Source organism: Clostridium sp. HCP1S3_C6 (assembly GCF_052066735.1).
GTDB lineage: Bacteria > Bacillota > Clostridia > Clostridiales > Clostridiaceae > Clostridium.
This window is the reverse complement of sequence record NZ_JBQHRN010000011.1, coordinates 1-17,548: the sequence shown is the minus strand read 5'-3', so window position 1 is coordinate 17,548 and position 17,548 is coordinate 1. Positions and strand designations below refer to the sequence as shown.

The window sequence follows — 17,548 nt, the reverse complement described above, 5'->3', positions numbered from 1 at the left end:
GTATGGATGGACAAGCTATAGTTTCATGGCTTACAACAAAATCTATATAGAACTTAGTTATACTAATGCTTTGGGCCTAACTAATAATTATTAATTCTCTCCTTTGGAGATTGGCTTTTAAGCGTAGCGCAAAAAGCCACTTAATTATTAATTATTAATTTGGTAGCTACATTTGTGATTTAATTAAGGAATTAAGAATTAAGTCAGCCTTCGCCGATACGCTCGGCTTAATTAAGAATTCAGGATATTTTTGCTCCTTCGTGGCAAAAATGCAAAAAGCCACTTAATTATTAATTCCCTCTGCTTTGTCTTAATTTTTCATAGATTATTATTGAAGTAGCAACAGATACATTAAGAGATTCTGCCCCTCCTGGCATTGGAATTTTAACCTTTTTATTACTTAAATTATAAATATCACTAGTTACTCCATTACCTTCATTGCCAACTACAATTATTGTATTCCCTTTTAAATTTTCATTAAAAAAATCATTTTCTGCCTGCAAAGATGTAGCAACTATATCATAATTTTTTTCCTTAAAAGATTTAATTATAGAAAAATTATCATCATCATAAATTATAGGAATATAAAAAATTGATCCCATAGTTGAACGTAAGGTTTTATCATTATACACATCAACTGTGCCTTTAGTTAATATTATGCCATCAACACCTGCTGCATGGCTTGTTCTTATTATTGTTCCAAGATTCCCTGGATCCTGAACCTTATCACATAAAATATAAAAACTGCCATTATAATTAAATTTTGATGTATTCATGTTTATAACAGCTGTTACCCCTTGTGGATTTTCTGTAGACGATAACTCTTTATTTAAATTTTTTGAAATTTCATATATTTTTATAGAATTTACATAATCCCTATGAAATTTTAATAAACAATTATTAAATTTTTCCATTTCATCAGATTCTATAAAAATATATTCTATATCTACACGTGCTTTTAAAGCTTCTTCAACTAAGCGAAATCCTTCAATTATATACTTAGAAGCCTTGTTTCTACCTTTCCTATCCTTAAGTTTTTTAGTCTCTTTAAAGAGTGCATTATTCTTACTTTCAATAAAAACCAAATTTTACACAACCTTTTATCTGTTAGATTTTACTATTTCTTCTTCAACTTTCTTCAAATCATCTGCAGAGCCTATAGCAACCATTATGTCACCTTTATTTATTATTTCATCAGCCCCAGGTGATATATTAATCCCATTATTGCCTTTTAATCCTATAATATTTATTCCATATTTTGAACGTAAATTTAATTCTTTTAATGACTTATCACACCATTCATCAATTGCTTCAATTTCAATTATACTGTAGTCCGGTGATAAATCAATATATTCTAATATATTTGAAGATACAAGATTATGGGCAATTCTAATACCCATTTCTTTTTCAGGTAAAATTACTTTATCTGCACCAATCTTTTTTAGCACTTTTTCATGAAGGTCATTTTTAGCTTTAGCAACTATATATTTTACACCAAGTTCTTTTAATAGAAGTGTAGCCATTATGCTAGATTGTATATCATCACCTATAGTTACTATTGCCACATCAAAATTTCTTATGCCAAGGCTTTTTAATGCATTTTCATCAGTAGCATCCATTTGAACTGCATGAGTTACCTTATCTGAAATATCTTGAACACATTCTTCATTTTTATCTATAACAAGTACATCATTTCCAAGAGAAAATAATGTTTCTGCTATAGATGAACCAAATCTTCCAAGTCCTATTATTACAAATTGTTTTTCTGTCATAAAAATTCCTCCTATCCAATAAGTATTTTAGTTTCAGGATATTTATATACTCTCTTCTTTTTGTTATTTATAAAGGCTAAAACAACTGTAATTGGTCCAACTCTTCCTAAATACATTGTAATCATAATAACAATTTTGCTTATTGTCCCTAATCTTTGTGTCACCCCAGTTGTTAATCCAACAGTTCCAAAAGCTGATGCTGCTTCATAAAGAACATCAATATATTTTTCTGAAGGTTGTGTATAAGATAATATTGTGCTTACTATAAATACTAATGCTAAACCAATAATTGATAATGAAAATGCCTTATAAACAAGATCTTTAGGTATTTTTCTTTCAAATACCTCCACATCTTCCCTACCTTTTATAACACTAATTACTGTAAGAATTATTATACCAAAAGTTGTAGTCTTTATACCCCCTGCTGTGGATCCAGGTGACCCTCCTATGTACATTAATAGAACAGTTGACAATTTACTACCATTTGTCATATCATCAATAGATACACTGTTAAAACCTGCTGTTCTTGGAGATGCACTTGATAAAAATGCATTCGTAATTTTATCAAATAAGGAATAACCTCCAATAGTTTTAGGATTATTATATTCACCTACTAATATGAATAATGTACCAATTACTAATAAAATTATAGTAACTAACACTACAAGTTTTGTATTAATAGATAATTTTCTATATTTCTTTTTATTATAGCTGTAATTATAAAGTTCTATCCATACTGTAAAACCTATACCACCAATTATAAAAATCATTGTAATTGTAATTATAACTAATGGATCATGAGAAAATGATGTAAGACTTGAATAACCTCCAAATAAGTCAAAACCGGCATTACAAAAAGCTGATATAGAATGAAAAATACTATAATATATACCTTTTCCTAATCCATACATAGGTATAAATCTTACTGATAAAACAGCTGCTCCAAGACCTTCTATTAAAAATGTAAAGCCTATTACATACCTTACCATTTTAACTATACCCTGAATATCAAAAGTATTCATTGACTCCTGCATTACAAGTCTGTCTCTTAGTGTAATTCTTTTTCCAAAAAAGCTTACAATAAATGTTGCAAAGGACATAAATCCCAAGCCACCAATTTCTATAAGTAATAATATAATTATTTGACCAAAAAAACTCCAATGTGTTCCAGTATCTATAACTACAAGTCCATTTACCCCAACAGCTGATGTTGCAGTAAATAAACAATCAAGCAGATTAGTAAATTCACCCTTTACAGATGAAATAGGTAATGATAATAAAATACCTCCAATTAATATTACTATTAAAAAACCTAATGTTAAGATTTGAACACTGCTAAGCCTCATTCTTTTCTTTGTTACTATATTGTTCATATTACCACTCCAAGCATTCTTAAATATTCTTAACTTTTATAATATCATATAAAATGATAATTAAAAATAAGCACACATTTTTTTAACTTAAACTTAACATAATTACTATATTTAATTTTATGTATAAAAAAAGTGACCTAGGGCCACTTTTTATTAATTATGCATTTAATTGCTTTTTAGCAACTTCTACTAATTCAGTAAATGCTTTTGGATCATTAATAGCTATTTCAGATAACATCTTTCTGTTTATGTCTATTCCAGCTAACTTAATTCCATTCATGAATTTTGAATAAGAAAGATCGTTCATTCTTGTAGCTGCATTAATTCTAGCTATCCATAATCTTCTATAATCTCTTTTCTTTAATCTTCTTCCAACATAAGCATTTCTTAATGCTCTGATAACTGATTCATTAGCAGTTTTAAATAACTTACTTTTTCCACCGTAATATCCTTTTGCAAGTTTTAAAACTTTTTTATGATTCTTACGAGCGTTAGTAGCTCTCTTTACTCTTGCCATTGTATAAACCTCCTAATTGCTCAAAATTATAGACATGCTAATAATTTTTTCATAGTCTTTTCTTGATTTGTTGCAACATAACCATTCTTTCTAAGATTTCTCTTTCTCTTTTGGCTCTTCTTTGTTAAAATGTGTTTTCTGAAAGCTTTAGCTCTCTTTAACTTTCCACTACCTGTTTTTCTAAATCTTTTTGCTGCACTTCTATTAGTTTTCATTTTTGGCATGATAAATATCCTCCTCTCAGATTACGCTTTCTTAGGGCCTAAAACGACTGTCATATTTCTACCTTCACGTTTAGCAGGCTTTTCAATTACTGAAACATCCTCTAACTTGTTTGCAAAGTTGTCTAGAATCTTTTGACCTAAGTGGCCAAGTTCCATTTCTCTTCCTCTAAATCTAACAGTAATTTTAACTTTGTCCCCGTCTAATAAGAACTTTCTTGCATTTTTAGCTTTAATTGAAATATCATGTTCTTCAATTGTAAGACTTACTCTAATTTCTTTTATGCTTACAACCTTTTGATTTTTCCTTGCTTCCTTTTCTTTTTTAGATTGCTCATATATGAACTTACCTAAATCCATAATCTTGCATACTGGTGGTTTAGCTCCTGGGGATATCATAACTAAGTCTAATTCTGCATCGTCTGCTATCCCTTGTGCCTTTTTAGTTGGCATAATTCCTAACTGAGAACCATCATTTGCAATTACTCTTACTTCTTTGTCTCTTATATCCTCATTTACTATATAATTTTTATTAATAATTTTCACCTCCGAAAATAAAAGGAACTTTATGATAATGCATTTATAAATGCAAAATCTCAAAATTTAATACATAAAAAAAGACGGCATAAGCCGTCTCATAATTTACTAATCAAAAAACCAAACTAACTACATGAAAATGCGTTGTATGGTGAGAAACGGCTGTTTCTTCTTAACAAAACATATATTATCACAATAAAACATCACTGTCAACACTTTTATTTATAAATTTATATGAATATATGAACTTATAAATATATATTCTTAACATATAATAACCCTATTGCCAAATACTTTTATTATTGTTTCAATAAATTCTTTGTTACTACAAGCTTCCTTTCCATAAATCATTATTTTTTTAGGAACACTTGTAATAAGTCCACTTATAATTACATCTTCTAAATTAGCATCAACACCTATTTTACAATCATTTAATTCATTTAGAAAAACATTTAACATGTCTTTTCCCAATTCATCCTTTAAAATGTAACCACCTTGAGGTTGAACATATAAAAAAACTTTATCTATTTTGCTTTCCTGTATATCTACAAAGTATTTAAGAAGCTTAATAAATTCTTTGTATTCTTTGTCTACCATGTACTTTTCTACTACCTTTTCTACTATATCTTCTATGTCTTCCCTGTATTGCTTAGTACGAAAAGTTAAAAATCCATTTATATTTATTTCATTATTTTCATCTATACATTCTCTTATTTTTTCTAAAATATCATTTACCTTATTAGAACAAAAGACAAATAAATCTTCACATATGAATTTTTGTAAATTTAATGTATTTAAAACAGCTTCTTCTACCTTTAGTATTTCATCTTGCTTTAAGAAAAAAAAATCTTCACTTAGGATTTGGTATAATTCTTTTTCTTTATATTGTTTTAATACTAATTTATACAAAACATTACTAATATACATTTTAATTATATTTTCTTTTTCTAAATAATCATTTGATTTTTCATCATATATTATTTTTATGGAACAATTACTACCATCTTCACTTTCAACAAAACCTATATTTATATTTTTATGCTTTAGCAATGCCTTAAGTTCTTGTAAGTCCACTGATAAATCAATATCCTTTGAATATATCATTTTTAATACCAACATCTTTCTACTCCCTTCTTAGCATTACTTTTTTGTTTTTTTAAAAGATTTAACTTTTATAAGCTTTACTTTTTTATCTACGATTATTTTGCCAAAAAATAAAATAAAAATACTACTTTTTATAATTTATTTGACCTTTTACTAAATTTTTTTTATTCTAATATTAAATTAGTAATTATTAAGCATATTTTGAAAGGAAGTTTTTTTAATGAACTGTTTTGTTGATTACAGAACTACAGATATTGAAATAAACACTTTAAAGAATTTTGGATTATCACCAATAAAATTGCCAAGAACAAATTTAGTTTATAAAGCTATAGATGGCCATGTTGATATACAATTTAATGTTTTGAACAAAGTGGAAAGAAAAGTTATTGTACAAAGAGATATTTCCTTAGATTTTTTAAATATATTAAAAAAAAACAATATAAAATATGTACTTTCAAAAAATTCTTTAAATGATACATATCCTAAGGATATAATTTTAAATGCACTTATTACAAAAGAATATTTTGTTCATTACACCAAGTACACTGATGAAAATTTGCTAAAAAATGTACAATACAAAAAAATTGTAAATGTTTCGCAAGGATATACAAAATGCTCCATCTTACCATTAAAAGAAAATGTATTTGTAACAAATGATAAAGGTATTTATAATGCATTTTTAAAACTAGATAATGTAGATGTTCTTTATATACCCTATGGTGATATAATCCTTCCTTCTATGAATTATGGATTTATAGGTGGAATAGGTGGAATGCTTAATGAAAATACTTTAGGTACATTTGGCGATATTAATGAATATAAGTATGGAAATATTCTTATGGATTTTTTAAAAAAGCATAATATTACTGTTTTATCCTTAAAACCAGGCAAACTTATAGATAGAGGTAGTCTTTTTGTTGTTTAATTTTCCCTATATATTATTCTCAAAATACTTAAATTGTTACTTATTCATATAGCAACATTAGGATAAACTTTTTCAATAAATTTTATTTTTTTCACAAATAATTTAACAAGATTATTTCTAAATAATTTTTTTTTATTTTTTTAAAAAAAGTATAAAGTATTGTCGAAGTCATTCGATAATGAAGTGAGGGATTTAATATACTCTCAGGTTTCTTCTCTTTGAAGAAACTTCTTCTCAACTCCTTTTTTAACATTTTTTATTTTCAAAGAAAAGCAAGGTGGTTCCCCCACTTTGTTTTTCTTTTTTATAAAAAAATAAACTGTGCATTACAAACAGTTTATTTTTAGTATATTCTCTAAGTACTTCACACATATAAAATAATAATCTTAAGGCATTCTATAATCTATGGTAGATTGAAATTCTAATAAAATGTAAAATACAATTTTATTAGAATTAATCTTAGCTTCATATATTAAATCACATTCAGTGTCCTTATAATCAGTAGTAACAAAAGACTTATTTATAAGTTTTAAATCATTTAAATTAACTTAGAAAATATCTCTATATTTTATTTTTCTAAGACACCACTTATTTTATCAAAAAATGATTCAATAGAATCTACAGTTCCTGAAACCTTGCACCAATTTTTTAAAGTATCAATACTTTTTTCATTTAAAATAACATCTTCATCTTCTTTGCTAAGTCTGCCAAATTCCTTTAAATTATCAAATATAATATCTCTTAAGGCATCTTCCTTTGTATATTCTTTTGTATTTTCTCTAATACTATTTTCTAATTGGGCATTTTCCTTAGCTAAAACTTTTTCTTTATTTTTTTCTCTTTCAGGATCTGTCAATTCCCAGAATATTGCTATACCAGTAAATCCAAATATAAGAATAAGTCCAGATAATGATGACATAAATTTCATTATATATCCTACCTTAGGAATCTTAAATACACATTTACCAATAATATCTTCTTTAGTTATAGGATCATCTGCAATATTATTAGCAGTACCTTGTGTTATAACAGTATCACCATCTATTGATACAATTTTATGAGTTACAGCTGCATTTTCTCTTGTGTATGTAATTACGTCTCCTTCTTTTAGCTTGTCCTTATTAACCTTTAATATAGTAACATAATCACCTGGTGAAATACTAGGTTCCATACTTCCTGTTAAAACTACATAATTTCTAAAATGAACTACATTATATAAAGTATTATTTAATGCTGCTAAATTACCTATTACAGCATAAACTACTATAACAAGTAAAATAGTTCCTATAACATTTTTTATAATTTTTAAAGCCTTTTTTACCTCTGATTTTGTCATTAATGCGCCTCCATTGTCTTTTTAGTTATAATTAAATTTTTATCTATAATAATTTCAATTCATTATGTAAATATAAACACATTTGCATTTTAGTTAGTACAAATAAATATTCTTCGAGTGTTAAAACAATATAAATCACCAGATGTAATTGCTCCTGGAAGTTCACCATTTGCATTTTTAGCATAATTAGGATAATCTGATATATCTATACTCTTAGCCCCCTTTTCAAATTTAAGATTACTAGTAAATTTATTAGCATCATCAATATAAATGAGAATTTTTATATTCTTATCTTTATACTTAGGATCTATTTTCATATTAAATGAATTATCATCATTCCAAGTGCATATTCCACGTCCTATGATTTCTCCAACATTATTATAACCACTTGATATAACTTCTCCACCATCAATCCAAGTATGTACCTTAAGACTACCATTATTTTTATCTTTCCAGTTTTGCGGCACTTTTACAGTAATTATATATTCTTCTAATTCTTTCTCTTCTTCATCAACCCTAATTTTAGCATTTACCAATTTGTCACTTGTGATGCCGCAATACCATTTACCATTTTTTTCACTTGATATGTCTGATATATCACTTGTATTAATAACTTTGGGAGTATCATTTTCATTTGTATAAGAAATTTTAGGTGTTACTGGTTGCCACCACAAACTTCCATCATTATTTTGGGGCATTTCAAAATAAATTTTTGTATCAGTAGCTTTAGATGCATTACTACTATTGCTACCACTATTATTACTATCATTTGTGTTTTTATAAGTAATTCCATTTTCATAATCATAACCCGTTCCGTTGCTGAACCATCCATTATTGTTTTCTTGAGTTCCTTTTATTTTTATATTATTCAAATGAAACCCCACAGTAAAATCATTATTTTTATCTATATTATCTTTTTTATTTAGTTTAAGTTCATATTCTAATTTATATTTACAATTTGGTTGAAGCGATAATTTTATTGGCTGTTGTATAACAGTACCATCCTTCAACAATTTAAAATCATTCCCCTTAACATCTTTAGATTCCACATAACCAATGGTAGATAATTCATTACCCTCTAAGTCACACTGCTTTACACTTATTGTAACTTTATATTTATCTTTATTTTTACCTGACAACGAACTCATTTCTATATCTTTGTTAATAATGTTAACAGAATCCGAATAAAAAACATCAAAATTTTTAACAGTATCTACATAACCATCAGCTACTGCCTTTAATCTTATAAGACCAGCAGTTGTTGTCAATTTATAGTTACCATCATTATCTGCTTGTGCTTTAGAGCCATCCTCTGCATATACCATTGCATTAGCAATACCATGATGATCATTATCATTATCATCTTTAATTTGTCCATATATTGTTATTTTACTTGTACTTGACGCTGCAGCATTTACCGTCATTTTCGCAAAATCAATAGCATAAGAATCTCCTTTTATCTTACTTCCATCTTCTTCATTATCTATTAAAAGCTTAAGTCCATTATTAAGACCACTTGCTTCTTTTTTCTTACTTCCTTCATTATCTATTAAAAGCTTAAGTCCATTATTAAGACCACTTGCTTCTTTTATTCTATTAAAATACTTACTTGGAAGTTTTAAAGTTCTCATATTACCAATAGGACCACTTTGAGCATAATCATTTATTACTTTTGCAAAATCATCTATTTCCTCCTTAAATTCAAATCCATTAGAATCTTTTCCTATTAAATATACATTAAAATTTCCAGTTTTTTTCGAAAAAGGAGTCGTTACACCTTTACTAGCTACACTACTTTGAATATCATCTGTAAAAACTTGAAAAGTAACATTTTCAATTTCTTCATCATTGTGTATCTTATTATATTTAAATGTTATAGGTTCCGCTGATTGAAGATACCTCCAATTCTTTCCATCTATTATGCAATCCTTAGTAGGGTTTTCACCTCCACCATCCATTCCACGAATAGCACGATCAGTGTAACCATCATATATCAAATTAACATTAGAATTTTTATATCCATAAAATGCTGCAAGATTATATTTCCATTTATTAGTCACATCATCACCATCATCACTATACCATTTATTAGCCTTTATCACACTGTTTGCCTTATATTCATAATAAAATCTACTTCCAACCATACGTCTATCAGTTCCTTTAGCATCATACTTATCAGGAAAAATATCCATTGAATGATTTGTTGTAGTTGTTTTATCATCATATGCATCTGGCAAAACACCACAACCAAAATTGTCAATATCACCAACAATAACTTCAAAAGGTTCACAAGGGTTACTCCCGTTATTCCAATCATTATCAATTTCATTTGTAAGTTCATATTCACTAAGTAAATCAACTTTAGTTGTAATATTAGTATCTCCAGTTTCAAGCCAAACAGGACCATATTTAATTACAGTATTATCATCTGGATTAATTTTTTCACTTATTATATTACCATCTGAATCAGTCCAATTTGCATCATCAAAATTTGCATGTATATTAGCTTTTCCATTTTCAATGTCCAAAGTGCTTAATCCACTGCCAGTTTCAATATCCTTTACAGATGTTGTAAAATAGGCATATGTAGGAGCAACTGTTATACATAATACAAGCATTGACAAAATTACAACAAAGAACCTTCTATAATGTCCAATTTTACTAAAAAATTTTTTCTTTGCATGCCTACATTTATACATACGACACCTCCTTAATTATCTACTATAGAAACATTTGTAAGTTTAAAATTTTCACAACCTAAATAATCGTTAGTTCCATAATATGAAAGTGTTGCCTCATTATCTTCAAGTCTAAAGGCATTTGTCATTACATTTGTACCATCACTTTTTTGTGCAACAATCTTAAATTGAAAACTACCACCTTTAAAATCATTAAGTACAAAAATATAACTAGTATTACTCATTATTGGATTCTCAATAACATTATTATCATCCCAACCACTATTATTAATTTGGTATAAAATTTTTGTTGGTTTAAAATTGCTTTTAGGTTCAGCATTTCCATCAATATGTTCTATTGTTATTTTTATTTCTCGTTCTGGCAAATTTACAGCCTGTGAATCAATTTTTTCATTTTTATAATAAATATATTCATCCGTTAATATTTTGCCACTTCCTCTACCCTCAATAACCTTACCTACCTCGTCTAAAAATTTTCCATAATAAAGTTCCCCAAAAGTAAAATAAGAATAAGTTCCAACAGCTGTAAAAGAAATAATGATTATACAAAAAACAACTTTTAAATACTTTAAAATCTTTTTCATATAATCACCTCTCTTTATAAAACATTCTGCCTTTGTCTTATTCTATACATTACAAAAAAACAACAAGTAATAAATAATATTTCATATCCCATAATAGAAATAATGCCTTGTCCTGTTTTAAAGTATTTATTTACTCTATTTAAACCATCTGAAAAAGGATTCATTTCATGTCTAACACCATCTTTATCATAATAATATCCATTATGCCAGTGTCCATCTTCATCATAATAACCATTTATTACATAATTTCCATCTTCATCATAATAACCATTTCTTTCATTTGTATGTTCTTTATTTTCGGTATCACCATCTACTGAATACTTAACCTCGTAATATTTAGGAACTATAGAAAATATATAATGTTTATTTTGATATTCATTACCTGCCTTACTATCCATAGTAATTAAAATATTAAATTTAATTTCAGAATCTTTATCCATATAAAGTCCATGAGGAAAACTTACAGTATACTTATCCATATCCTTAAGTTTACCATTATATAATACAGTATTACCATATTTATCATCATTTAATGACAAAATTATATTATAAGCTTCTATTATTCCACATTTTTTAGCTTCTTCTAATGTATATTTTTTATTTGTTTCAATATCTTCAATTAAAGTATTGTTAAAGGAAAGACTTTCAAGATAGCACTTTTTTCCAAAGTTATTTTTTATATAAAAGTCATGGGACTTTTCATCTGAAGGCTTCCAATAACCATCTACATTAAAGCTAAATATTGAATTTTCATCTTCTGCATTAACTACTTTATTGTCACCATATGTAAATATAAAAATTATAAATAAAGCAGTAAAAACTATCTTAAAAAATCTTTTCATAGTGTCACCGCCTAAATTTTAAGAACTAGAATTATTGTACTACTTCTTATTTAAAAAAATTTCTCCTCCTCCTTATTTGCTTCAATTTAATAATTGAATTTACTTAGAAGGAAGAGAAATTATATAGTTTTCTAAATATTAGTTTGTTCCATCTTTTGTTGTCCAACCAGGATTATTTTCTTGAGTTGCTTTAATTTTGAATAAATTCCTTATGTCAAAATTACTTATAGAATCTCCTCCTGTCACAGCATTTTGATAAGTATCGCCTTGTGTCAATGGAAATTCTAACCTAATTTTAATTGTGTTTTTTTCATTTGGACTTAGTACAAAACTACTTTCTCCTAATGCAGTTTCTATATTTGTTTTTTTCGCATCTTCTATTTCTCTATCATTTATATATAATTTCCATCCTGCATCTTGAAGACTTTTAATTACTTCTACATAATCACCATTTACAGGATCTTTTGTAACAGCATCATCATTAACTTCAAGCTTAATTTTTACTGTTAAATTAGAACTATTAGTAATGACAAGTCCCTCTTTACCTGTTCCTCCTTTTCCAGCTTGTCCTAACACAAAAGCATCACCTGGTCTTGCTTTAGATATTGCTCCTGTAACTTTAGTTCCTATTTTCCATCTTGATAAATTATTAACATTGTCTTCTTTCCCACTAGCATCAAGTCCTTCTATATCTGGAGATCTATGTTTATTTTCATAACTTGTAATATCAGTTGCCCTATTAGCAGTAGTAGTTATTCCTGCAACTATATTTCCTACTTGCCCCAACTTATCCTTATAGCCTTCAGTACTATCCCTTGCTACATCATAGCTCCAGTTAGGTGTTTCTCCACCATCACCAATTACTCCTGTAACTTCAACATTACCATTTGTAATTTTTAGTTCTAGTGGATTCTTGTCCCCAGTATTAGCAGTAATCTCTCTTGATTTTGTAAAATAAGCTAATGTACTTGCCCCTGTAACAGCTATTGCCATAAGCCCTGCTATTAAAATTCTGTTTTTCTTCTTCATATTAATCACCCCATTAAACCTTTCATTTCATAAAAAATTTTTTATGAAAAATATGATCAAAAATTATCCCATATATCCTAATTTATGTATACATAATCTTCCTTTGTCTGACTAAATATTAACATTTTTTATTACTTTTTTCAACATTATACTATGCTGAATTTGTTAACTATTAATTAAAATTTGTCGCCTTAAAAACAAGTTATTTCTTTTTTTGCAATAATATCATTTTTTAATCTTTTTTGACATTACCTGATTTCTTAAGAAATTAATATTTATAAATAATATTTATTAATTAAATATAAAAATTCAAAAAGGCTTTCCAATTTTTAGAAAACCCTCTTTAACAAAAAATTTACAATTATTTTTCTTTATTATCAACCTGCTTTAATATATTACCTATATCTTCATTAGAAAATTTATATTTCTTATTGCAAAACTGACATACTATTTCTTCTTCTTTTCCGTCATTATATATTTCAGTTAAGTCCTTTTTACCTATACTTATTAATGCCTTTTCTATTCTTTCCCTTGAGCAGTCACATTTATATGTTGGTTCTATTTCATCTAATAATTTTAAGTCCATATCTTCAAATATATATTCTAGTATTTCTTCTATTGTTTTTCCTTCCTTACTTATCATTGTTGTAATAGAAGGTATTTCTTGAAGTCTATACATTAATATATCTGCAAGCATAGGATCTGCATCTGGCATCATTTGTATAACAAAACCACCAGCTGCTTTTATTGATAAATCCTTGTCCACTAAAACTCCAAGAGAAACAGCAGATGGTGTTTGTTCTGATATTGTAAAATAATATGTTAAATCTTCTGCAATTTCACCTGAATGTATTGGAACCTGACCTACATAAGGTTCTTTTAAACCTAAATCCTTTATAACGTAAAGAAGCCCATTAGTTCCCACTGCTCCACCTACATCTAGCTTTCCCTTACTATTAAGAGGAAGATTAACATTAGGATTTCCTATAAAACCCTTAACTGTACAATCACTATGAGCTGTTACTGTAATGCCATTAACAGGTCCTCCACCATTTATTTTTAATGTTACTACTTCACTTTTTGATTTTAACATTGAACCACATAATGCTCCTGCTGTAAGCATTCTTCCAAGTGCAGCTGATGCTGTAGGTAAACATTCATGAAGTTTTGTTCCTTCATTTACAAGATTAGTAGTTATACCACCTATTACTCTTACCATGCCACCTTTGGCTGTACCTCTAACAATTTTATCCTTCATTTTCATTACCTCACTATTTTATATTTTTTTAACTACATATAATATTCTTTCACTTTTATTATTAACAGCTTCATTTGTATAGCCATTAAACTTATTAATAACTTTTAAATTGCATTTATTAAGAACTTGTTCTATAAAACTTTCCTTGTAACCTCTTTCTTCATGTTCTTCTTCAAATTTTTCATAAAGACCTGTTTCATTATTTCTTACAAAAAAGGTTAAGTACATAGATACTATATCATCTTCAAATTCATTTTCCCAGGAATAAAATATATCATCCTCATTGTGTATATAAATATTATTTCCTAAAATATTAGAAATTTTATAATAAGAATTAATGTCAAAAATAAATATTCCATTATCCTTTAAATGATTATATATACCTTTAAAATAATCTTCTAATTCATCATCATACAAAAGATAATTTGTAGAATCAAGTACACATGTAATAAGATCAAATTTTTGCATTAAGTTAAGTTCTGTCATATCTTGGCACACAACTGATGCCTTTAAGCCTTTTTCTAAAAATTTATTATTAGCCTCTGAAAGCATATCATAAGACATATCTACAAGGTATGTATTTTTAAATTTATCTGATAAAAGGCATGAAACATTACCTGTACCACAAGCTAAATCAAGATAATCATCCATATTAATAGAATTATCTGATGCTATAGATAAAATCCTTTTTGTTATTTCTTTATAATTTATATCTTCCTTTATTAATTTATCATAAATCCTAGAAAATTCTTCATATGCCATTTAAAAAATGCCTCCATAATAAAAATTCATTCTAATTATAGCGTATTTTTTATTAGATGTATATTAATCTTTTTTCTTTCTTCTTTTATTCATAATGCCACCTATCCTGCCAGTTTCTGATGCTGTAAGCCCTCCCCAGCCTAAATCCTTAACTTTATCCATAAGACCTAGCTCCTCTGCAATTTCAAATTTCATTTTTTCCCTTTCTAATTCTTCTTTAGTTAACTTCTTTTTGCTTTTTTGTTTAATTGATTTATTCACATATATCACATTCCTTATTCATATTATTATATATAGCTTTTCATAAAAAGAAATATATATTCACTAATTTAGAATTATTTTTCTATTTTACTTGATATTTATGTTACTTTTATCTATCATTAATTATATATTATTAATAAAACATTTAAGATTGGAGGAAAAATATGTCTATATTTGAAGGGTCTGGCGTAGCCTTAATTACTCCTTTCACGGAAAATGGCGTGGATTTTGACAAATTAAAAGAATTACTTGAATGGCATGTTAAGGAAGGTACAGATGCTATACTTATATGCGGAACTACTGGCGAAGCAGTTTCTATGACAGATAAAGAAAAAAAACAAACAATAAAGTTTACTGTTGATGTAATAAACAAAAGAATCCCTGTAATTGCAGGTTCTGGTTCAAATAATACAACAGCTGCAATTGAAATGAGCAAATATTGCGAAAGTGTAGGTGTAGATGCTCTTCTTGTTATTACACCTTTTTATAATAAAACAAACGATCAAGGTTTAATCAAGCATTTTGAAGCAATAAACAATGCTGTTAATATTCCTATTATGGTATACAATGTACCAGGTAGAACAGGATATAATATAAAACCTGAACTTCTCCTAGAACTTTCTAAGCTTTCTAATGTTAAAGCTATTAAAGAAGCCAGTGGTAATATTAGTCAAGTTGCTAAAATGAAAGCCTTATGTGGTGATAGTTTAGATTTCTATTCTGGAAATGATGATCAAATTGTACCACTTTTATCACTAGGTGGAAAAGGAGTTATTTCTGTTCTTGCAAATATTGTACCAAATGTAACCCACAAAATGGTTAAAAGTTATTTAGATGGTGATACAAAAAATGCTTTAAATTTGCAACTTGATTATTTAAATCTTGCTAATGATTTATTTATGGAAACAAGCCCTATTCCTATAAAAACTGCAATGAATTTAATGGGAATGAAAGTAGGAAATTTAAGATTACCACTTTATGGTATGAACAAAGTAAACAAAGATAAATTAATAAAGACATTACAAAAATACAATTTAATAGATGAAGAATAAAGGAGATAAAAAAATGGTAAAAGTAATTTTAAATGGTTGTGGCGGAAAAATGGGTCACATGGTTATGGATGCTTCTAAGCAATTTAAAGATCTTGAAATAATTGCTGGAATAGATAAATTTGCAGAAGGCACTGACTCATTTAAAGTATTTAAATGTACAAATGATGTAAATATTGATTATGATGTAATATTAGACTTTTCTCGTGCAGATGCTTTAGATGATTTATTAGCTCTTACTGAAAAAACTAAAAAACCTCTTGTATTATGTTCAACTGGATATACTAAAGAACAACTTGATTTAATAAATGAAAAGAGCAAAACTCTTCCACTATTTAAATCAGCAAATATGTCTCTTGGTATAAACTTAATTAATAACTTACTAAAAAAAGTAGCTCCAATGCTTTATGGAAACTACGATATAGAAATAGTAGAAAAACATCATAATCAAAAGGTAGATGCTCCAAGTGGTACTGCTCTTTTACTTGCTGATACTATTAAAGATTCTTTAAAGGATGAAACAAAATATGTATTTGGAAGAGAAGGAAGCTCAAAAAGAGAACAAAATGAAATTGGAATTCATGCAGTAAGAGGTGGTTCAATAGTAGGTGATCACGATGTAATCTTTGCAGGAACTGGCGAAGTTATTGAATTTACTCATAAAGCAATTTCTAGAGAAGTATTTGCAGTGGGTGCTTTAAAAGCATGTGAATATATGGCTACAGTAAAAAATCCTGGTCTTTACAACATGGACAATGTATTAGGTTTTTAAATAAAAAAAGCTGCTTGGCAGCTTTTTTTATTTAGTCTCAAATATTTGCTTCATTAAGCTTTCTATTCTTTATCACTTACAACTTTGATTAATTAATAATTAATAATTAATAATTAATAATTAATAATTAATAATTAATAATTAATAATTAAGAATTAAGAATTGAGGATATTTTTACTCCTTCGTCGTAAAAATTTTAATTATATATATGTGTGGACAAGCTCCATATTTCAAGGCTTACACCAAAACTTATACAAGAATACAATTATGCTAATGCTTTAGGCCTAAATACAATAATTCTTAATTATCTCCTATGGAGATTGGCTTTAAGCAAAGCGCAAAAGCCACTTAATTATTAATTCTTAATTTCACAGTTAAATTTTTAGCCTAATTAAAATTTCAAGGCTTACACCAAAACTTATGCAAGAATACAATTATGCTAATGCTTTAGGCCTAAATACAATAATTCTTAATTATCTCCTATGGAGATTGGCTTTAAGCAAAGCG

Annotated in this window: 18 protein-coding genes and 1 pseudogene; 3 read left to right on the top strand and 16 right to left on the bottom strand. The window is 27.3% G+C overall.

What is annotated here, in order from left to right; all coding sequences use genetic code 11:
* Nucleotides 1–290: 290 nt before the first annotated feature.
* The 7 genes from ACTNAO_RS05755 to ytxC form a co-directional block, all read right to left on the bottom strand.
* The gene (locus ACTNAO_RS05755; RefSeq protein WP_441027286.1) at nucleotides 291–1,085 is read right to left on the bottom strand and encodes a TrmH family RNA methyltransferase; all 795 of its coding nucleotides are present in this window, start codon (nucleotides 1,083–1,085) and stop codon (nucleotides 291–293) included.
* A gap of 15 nt (nucleotides 1,086–1,100) precedes the next feature.
* Nucleotides 1,101–1,772, bottom strand: a complete 672-nt coding sequence (locus ACTNAO_RS05750) for a potassium channel family protein (protein WP_441027284.1) — start codon at nucleotides 1,770–1,772, stop codon at nucleotides 1,101–1,103.
* Between the two features lie 11 nt (nucleotides 1,773–1,783).
* A complete protein-coding gene (locus ACTNAO_RS05745) occupies nucleotides 1,784–3,145 on the bottom strand; it encodes a TrkH family potassium uptake protein (RefSeq protein ID WP_441027282.1) in 1,362 nt (453 codons plus the stop codon).
* A gap of 157 nt (nucleotides 3,146–3,302) precedes the next feature.
* A complete protein-coding gene (gene rplT, locus ACTNAO_RS05740) occupies nucleotides 3,303–3,662 on the bottom strand; it encodes a 50S ribosomal protein L20 (RefSeq protein WP_441027280.1) in 360 nt (119 codons plus the stop codon).
* A 26-nt stretch (nucleotides 3,663–3,688) separates the two neighbouring features.
* On the bottom strand, nucleotides 3,689–3,886 hold the full coding sequence (rpmI, locus tag ACTNAO_RS05735) for a 50S ribosomal protein L35 (RefSeq protein ID WP_441027278.1): 198 nt from the start codon (nucleotides 3,884–3,886) through the stop codon (nucleotides 3,689–3,691).
* A gap of 21 nt (nucleotides 3,887–3,907) precedes the next feature.
* Nucleotides 3,908–4,429 carry a translation initiation factor IF-3 gene (gene infC, locus ACTNAO_RS05730; protein ID WP_441027277.1) on the bottom strand — a complete coding sequence of 174 codons (522 nt, stop codon included), beginning with the start codon at nucleotides 4,427–4,429 and terminating at the stop codon, nucleotides 3,908–3,910.
* Between the two features lie 255 nt (nucleotides 4,430–4,684).
* A complete protein-coding gene (ytxC, locus tag ACTNAO_RS05725) occupies nucleotides 4,685–5,539 on the bottom strand; it encodes a putative sporulation protein YtxC (protein WP_441027275.1) in 855 nt (284 codons plus the stop codon).
* Nucleotides 5,540–5,744: 205 nt separating this feature from the next.
* On the opposite strand from ytxC, the gene ACTNAO_RS05720 reads away from it, so the two are divergent.
* Nucleotides 5,745–6,449, top strand: a complete 705-nt coding sequence (locus ACTNAO_RS05720) for a DUF6873 family GME fold protein (protein WP_441027273.1) — start codon at nucleotides 5,745–5,747, stop codon at nucleotides 6,447–6,449.
* Nucleotides 6,450–6,835: 386 nt separating this feature from the next.
* Here ACTNAO_RS05720 and ACTNAO_RS05715 read toward each other — a convergent pair.
* From ACTNAO_RS05715 to ACTNAO_RS05675, 9 genes and pseudogenes are all read right to left on the bottom strand, one after another.
* Nucleotides 6,836–6,985 (bottom strand): annotated as a pseudogene (locus ACTNAO_RS05715) (Rpn family recombination-promoting nuclease/putative transposase); the annotation flags it as partial.
* A 32-nt stretch (nucleotides 6,986–7,017) separates the two neighbouring features.
* Nucleotides 7,018–7,785 carry a signal peptidase I gene (locus ACTNAO_RS05710; protein WP_441027272.1) on the bottom strand — a complete coding sequence of 256 codons (768 nt, stop codon included), beginning with the start codon at nucleotides 7,783–7,785 and terminating at the stop codon, nucleotides 7,018–7,020.
* An 89-nt stretch (nucleotides 7,786–7,874) separates the two neighbouring features.
* The gene (locus ACTNAO_RS05705) at nucleotides 7,875–10,484 is read right to left on the bottom strand and encodes a hypothetical protein (RefSeq protein ID WP_441027270.1); all 2,610 of its coding nucleotides are present in this window, start codon (nucleotides 10,482–10,484) and stop codon (nucleotides 7,875–7,877) included.
* Nucleotides 10,485–10,495: 11 nt separating this feature from the next.
* The gene (locus ACTNAO_RS05700) at nucleotides 10,496–11,068 is read right to left on the bottom strand and encodes a hypothetical protein (protein WP_441027268.1); all 573 of its coding nucleotides are present in this window, start codon (nucleotides 11,066–11,068) and stop codon (nucleotides 10,496–10,498) included.
* Nucleotides 11,069–11,082: 14 nt separating this feature from the next.
* The gene (locus tag ACTNAO_RS05695) at nucleotides 11,083–11,910 is read right to left on the bottom strand and encodes a hypothetical protein (protein WP_441027266.1); all 828 of its coding nucleotides are present in this window, start codon (nucleotides 11,908–11,910) and stop codon (nucleotides 11,083–11,085) included.
* Between the two features lie 138 nt (nucleotides 11,911–12,048).
* Nucleotides 12,049–12,939 carry a hypothetical protein gene (locus tag ACTNAO_RS05690; protein ID WP_441027265.1) on the bottom strand — a complete coding sequence of 297 codons (891 nt, stop codon included), beginning with the start codon at nucleotides 12,937–12,939 and terminating at the stop codon, nucleotides 12,049–12,051.
* A 361-nt stretch (nucleotides 12,940–13,300) separates the two neighbouring features.
* Nucleotides 13,301–14,197 carry an Hsp33 family molecular chaperone HslO gene (gene hslO, locus ACTNAO_RS05685; RefSeq protein WP_441027263.1) on the bottom strand — a complete coding sequence of 299 codons (897 nt, stop codon included), beginning with the start codon at nucleotides 14,195–14,197 and terminating at the stop codon, nucleotides 13,301–13,303.
* Between the two features lie 18 nt (nucleotides 14,198–14,215).
* On the bottom strand, nucleotides 14,216–14,959 hold the full coding sequence (locus ACTNAO_RS05680; RefSeq protein ID WP_441027261.1) for a class I SAM-dependent DNA methyltransferase: 744 nt from the start codon (nucleotides 14,957–14,959) through the stop codon (nucleotides 14,216–14,218).
* 63 nt (nucleotides 14,960–15,022) lie between these two features.
* Nucleotides 15,023–15,238, bottom strand: coding sequence for a small, acid-soluble spore protein, alpha/beta type (locus tag ACTNAO_RS05675; protein WP_441027373.1), 216 nt, complete (start codon nucleotides 15,236–15,238; stop codon nucleotides 15,023–15,025).
* Nucleotides 15,239–15,384: 146 nt separating this feature from the next.
* Between ACTNAO_RS05675 and dapA the strand changes: the two genes are divergently transcribed.
* Nucleotides 15,385–16,272 carry a 4-hydroxy-tetrahydrodipicolinate synthase gene (dapA, locus tag ACTNAO_RS05670; protein ID WP_441027259.1) on the top strand — a complete coding sequence of 296 codons (888 nt, stop codon included), beginning with the start codon at nucleotides 15,385–15,387 and terminating at the stop codon, nucleotides 16,270–16,272.
* A gap of 13 nt (nucleotides 16,273–16,285) precedes the next feature.
* Nucleotides 16,286–17,041, top strand: coding sequence for a 4-hydroxy-tetrahydrodipicolinate reductase (gene dapB / locus ACTNAO_RS05665; protein WP_441027257.1), 756 nt, complete (start codon nucleotides 16,286–16,288; stop codon nucleotides 17,039–17,041).
* Nucleotides 17,042–17,548 lie beyond the last annotated feature (507 nt).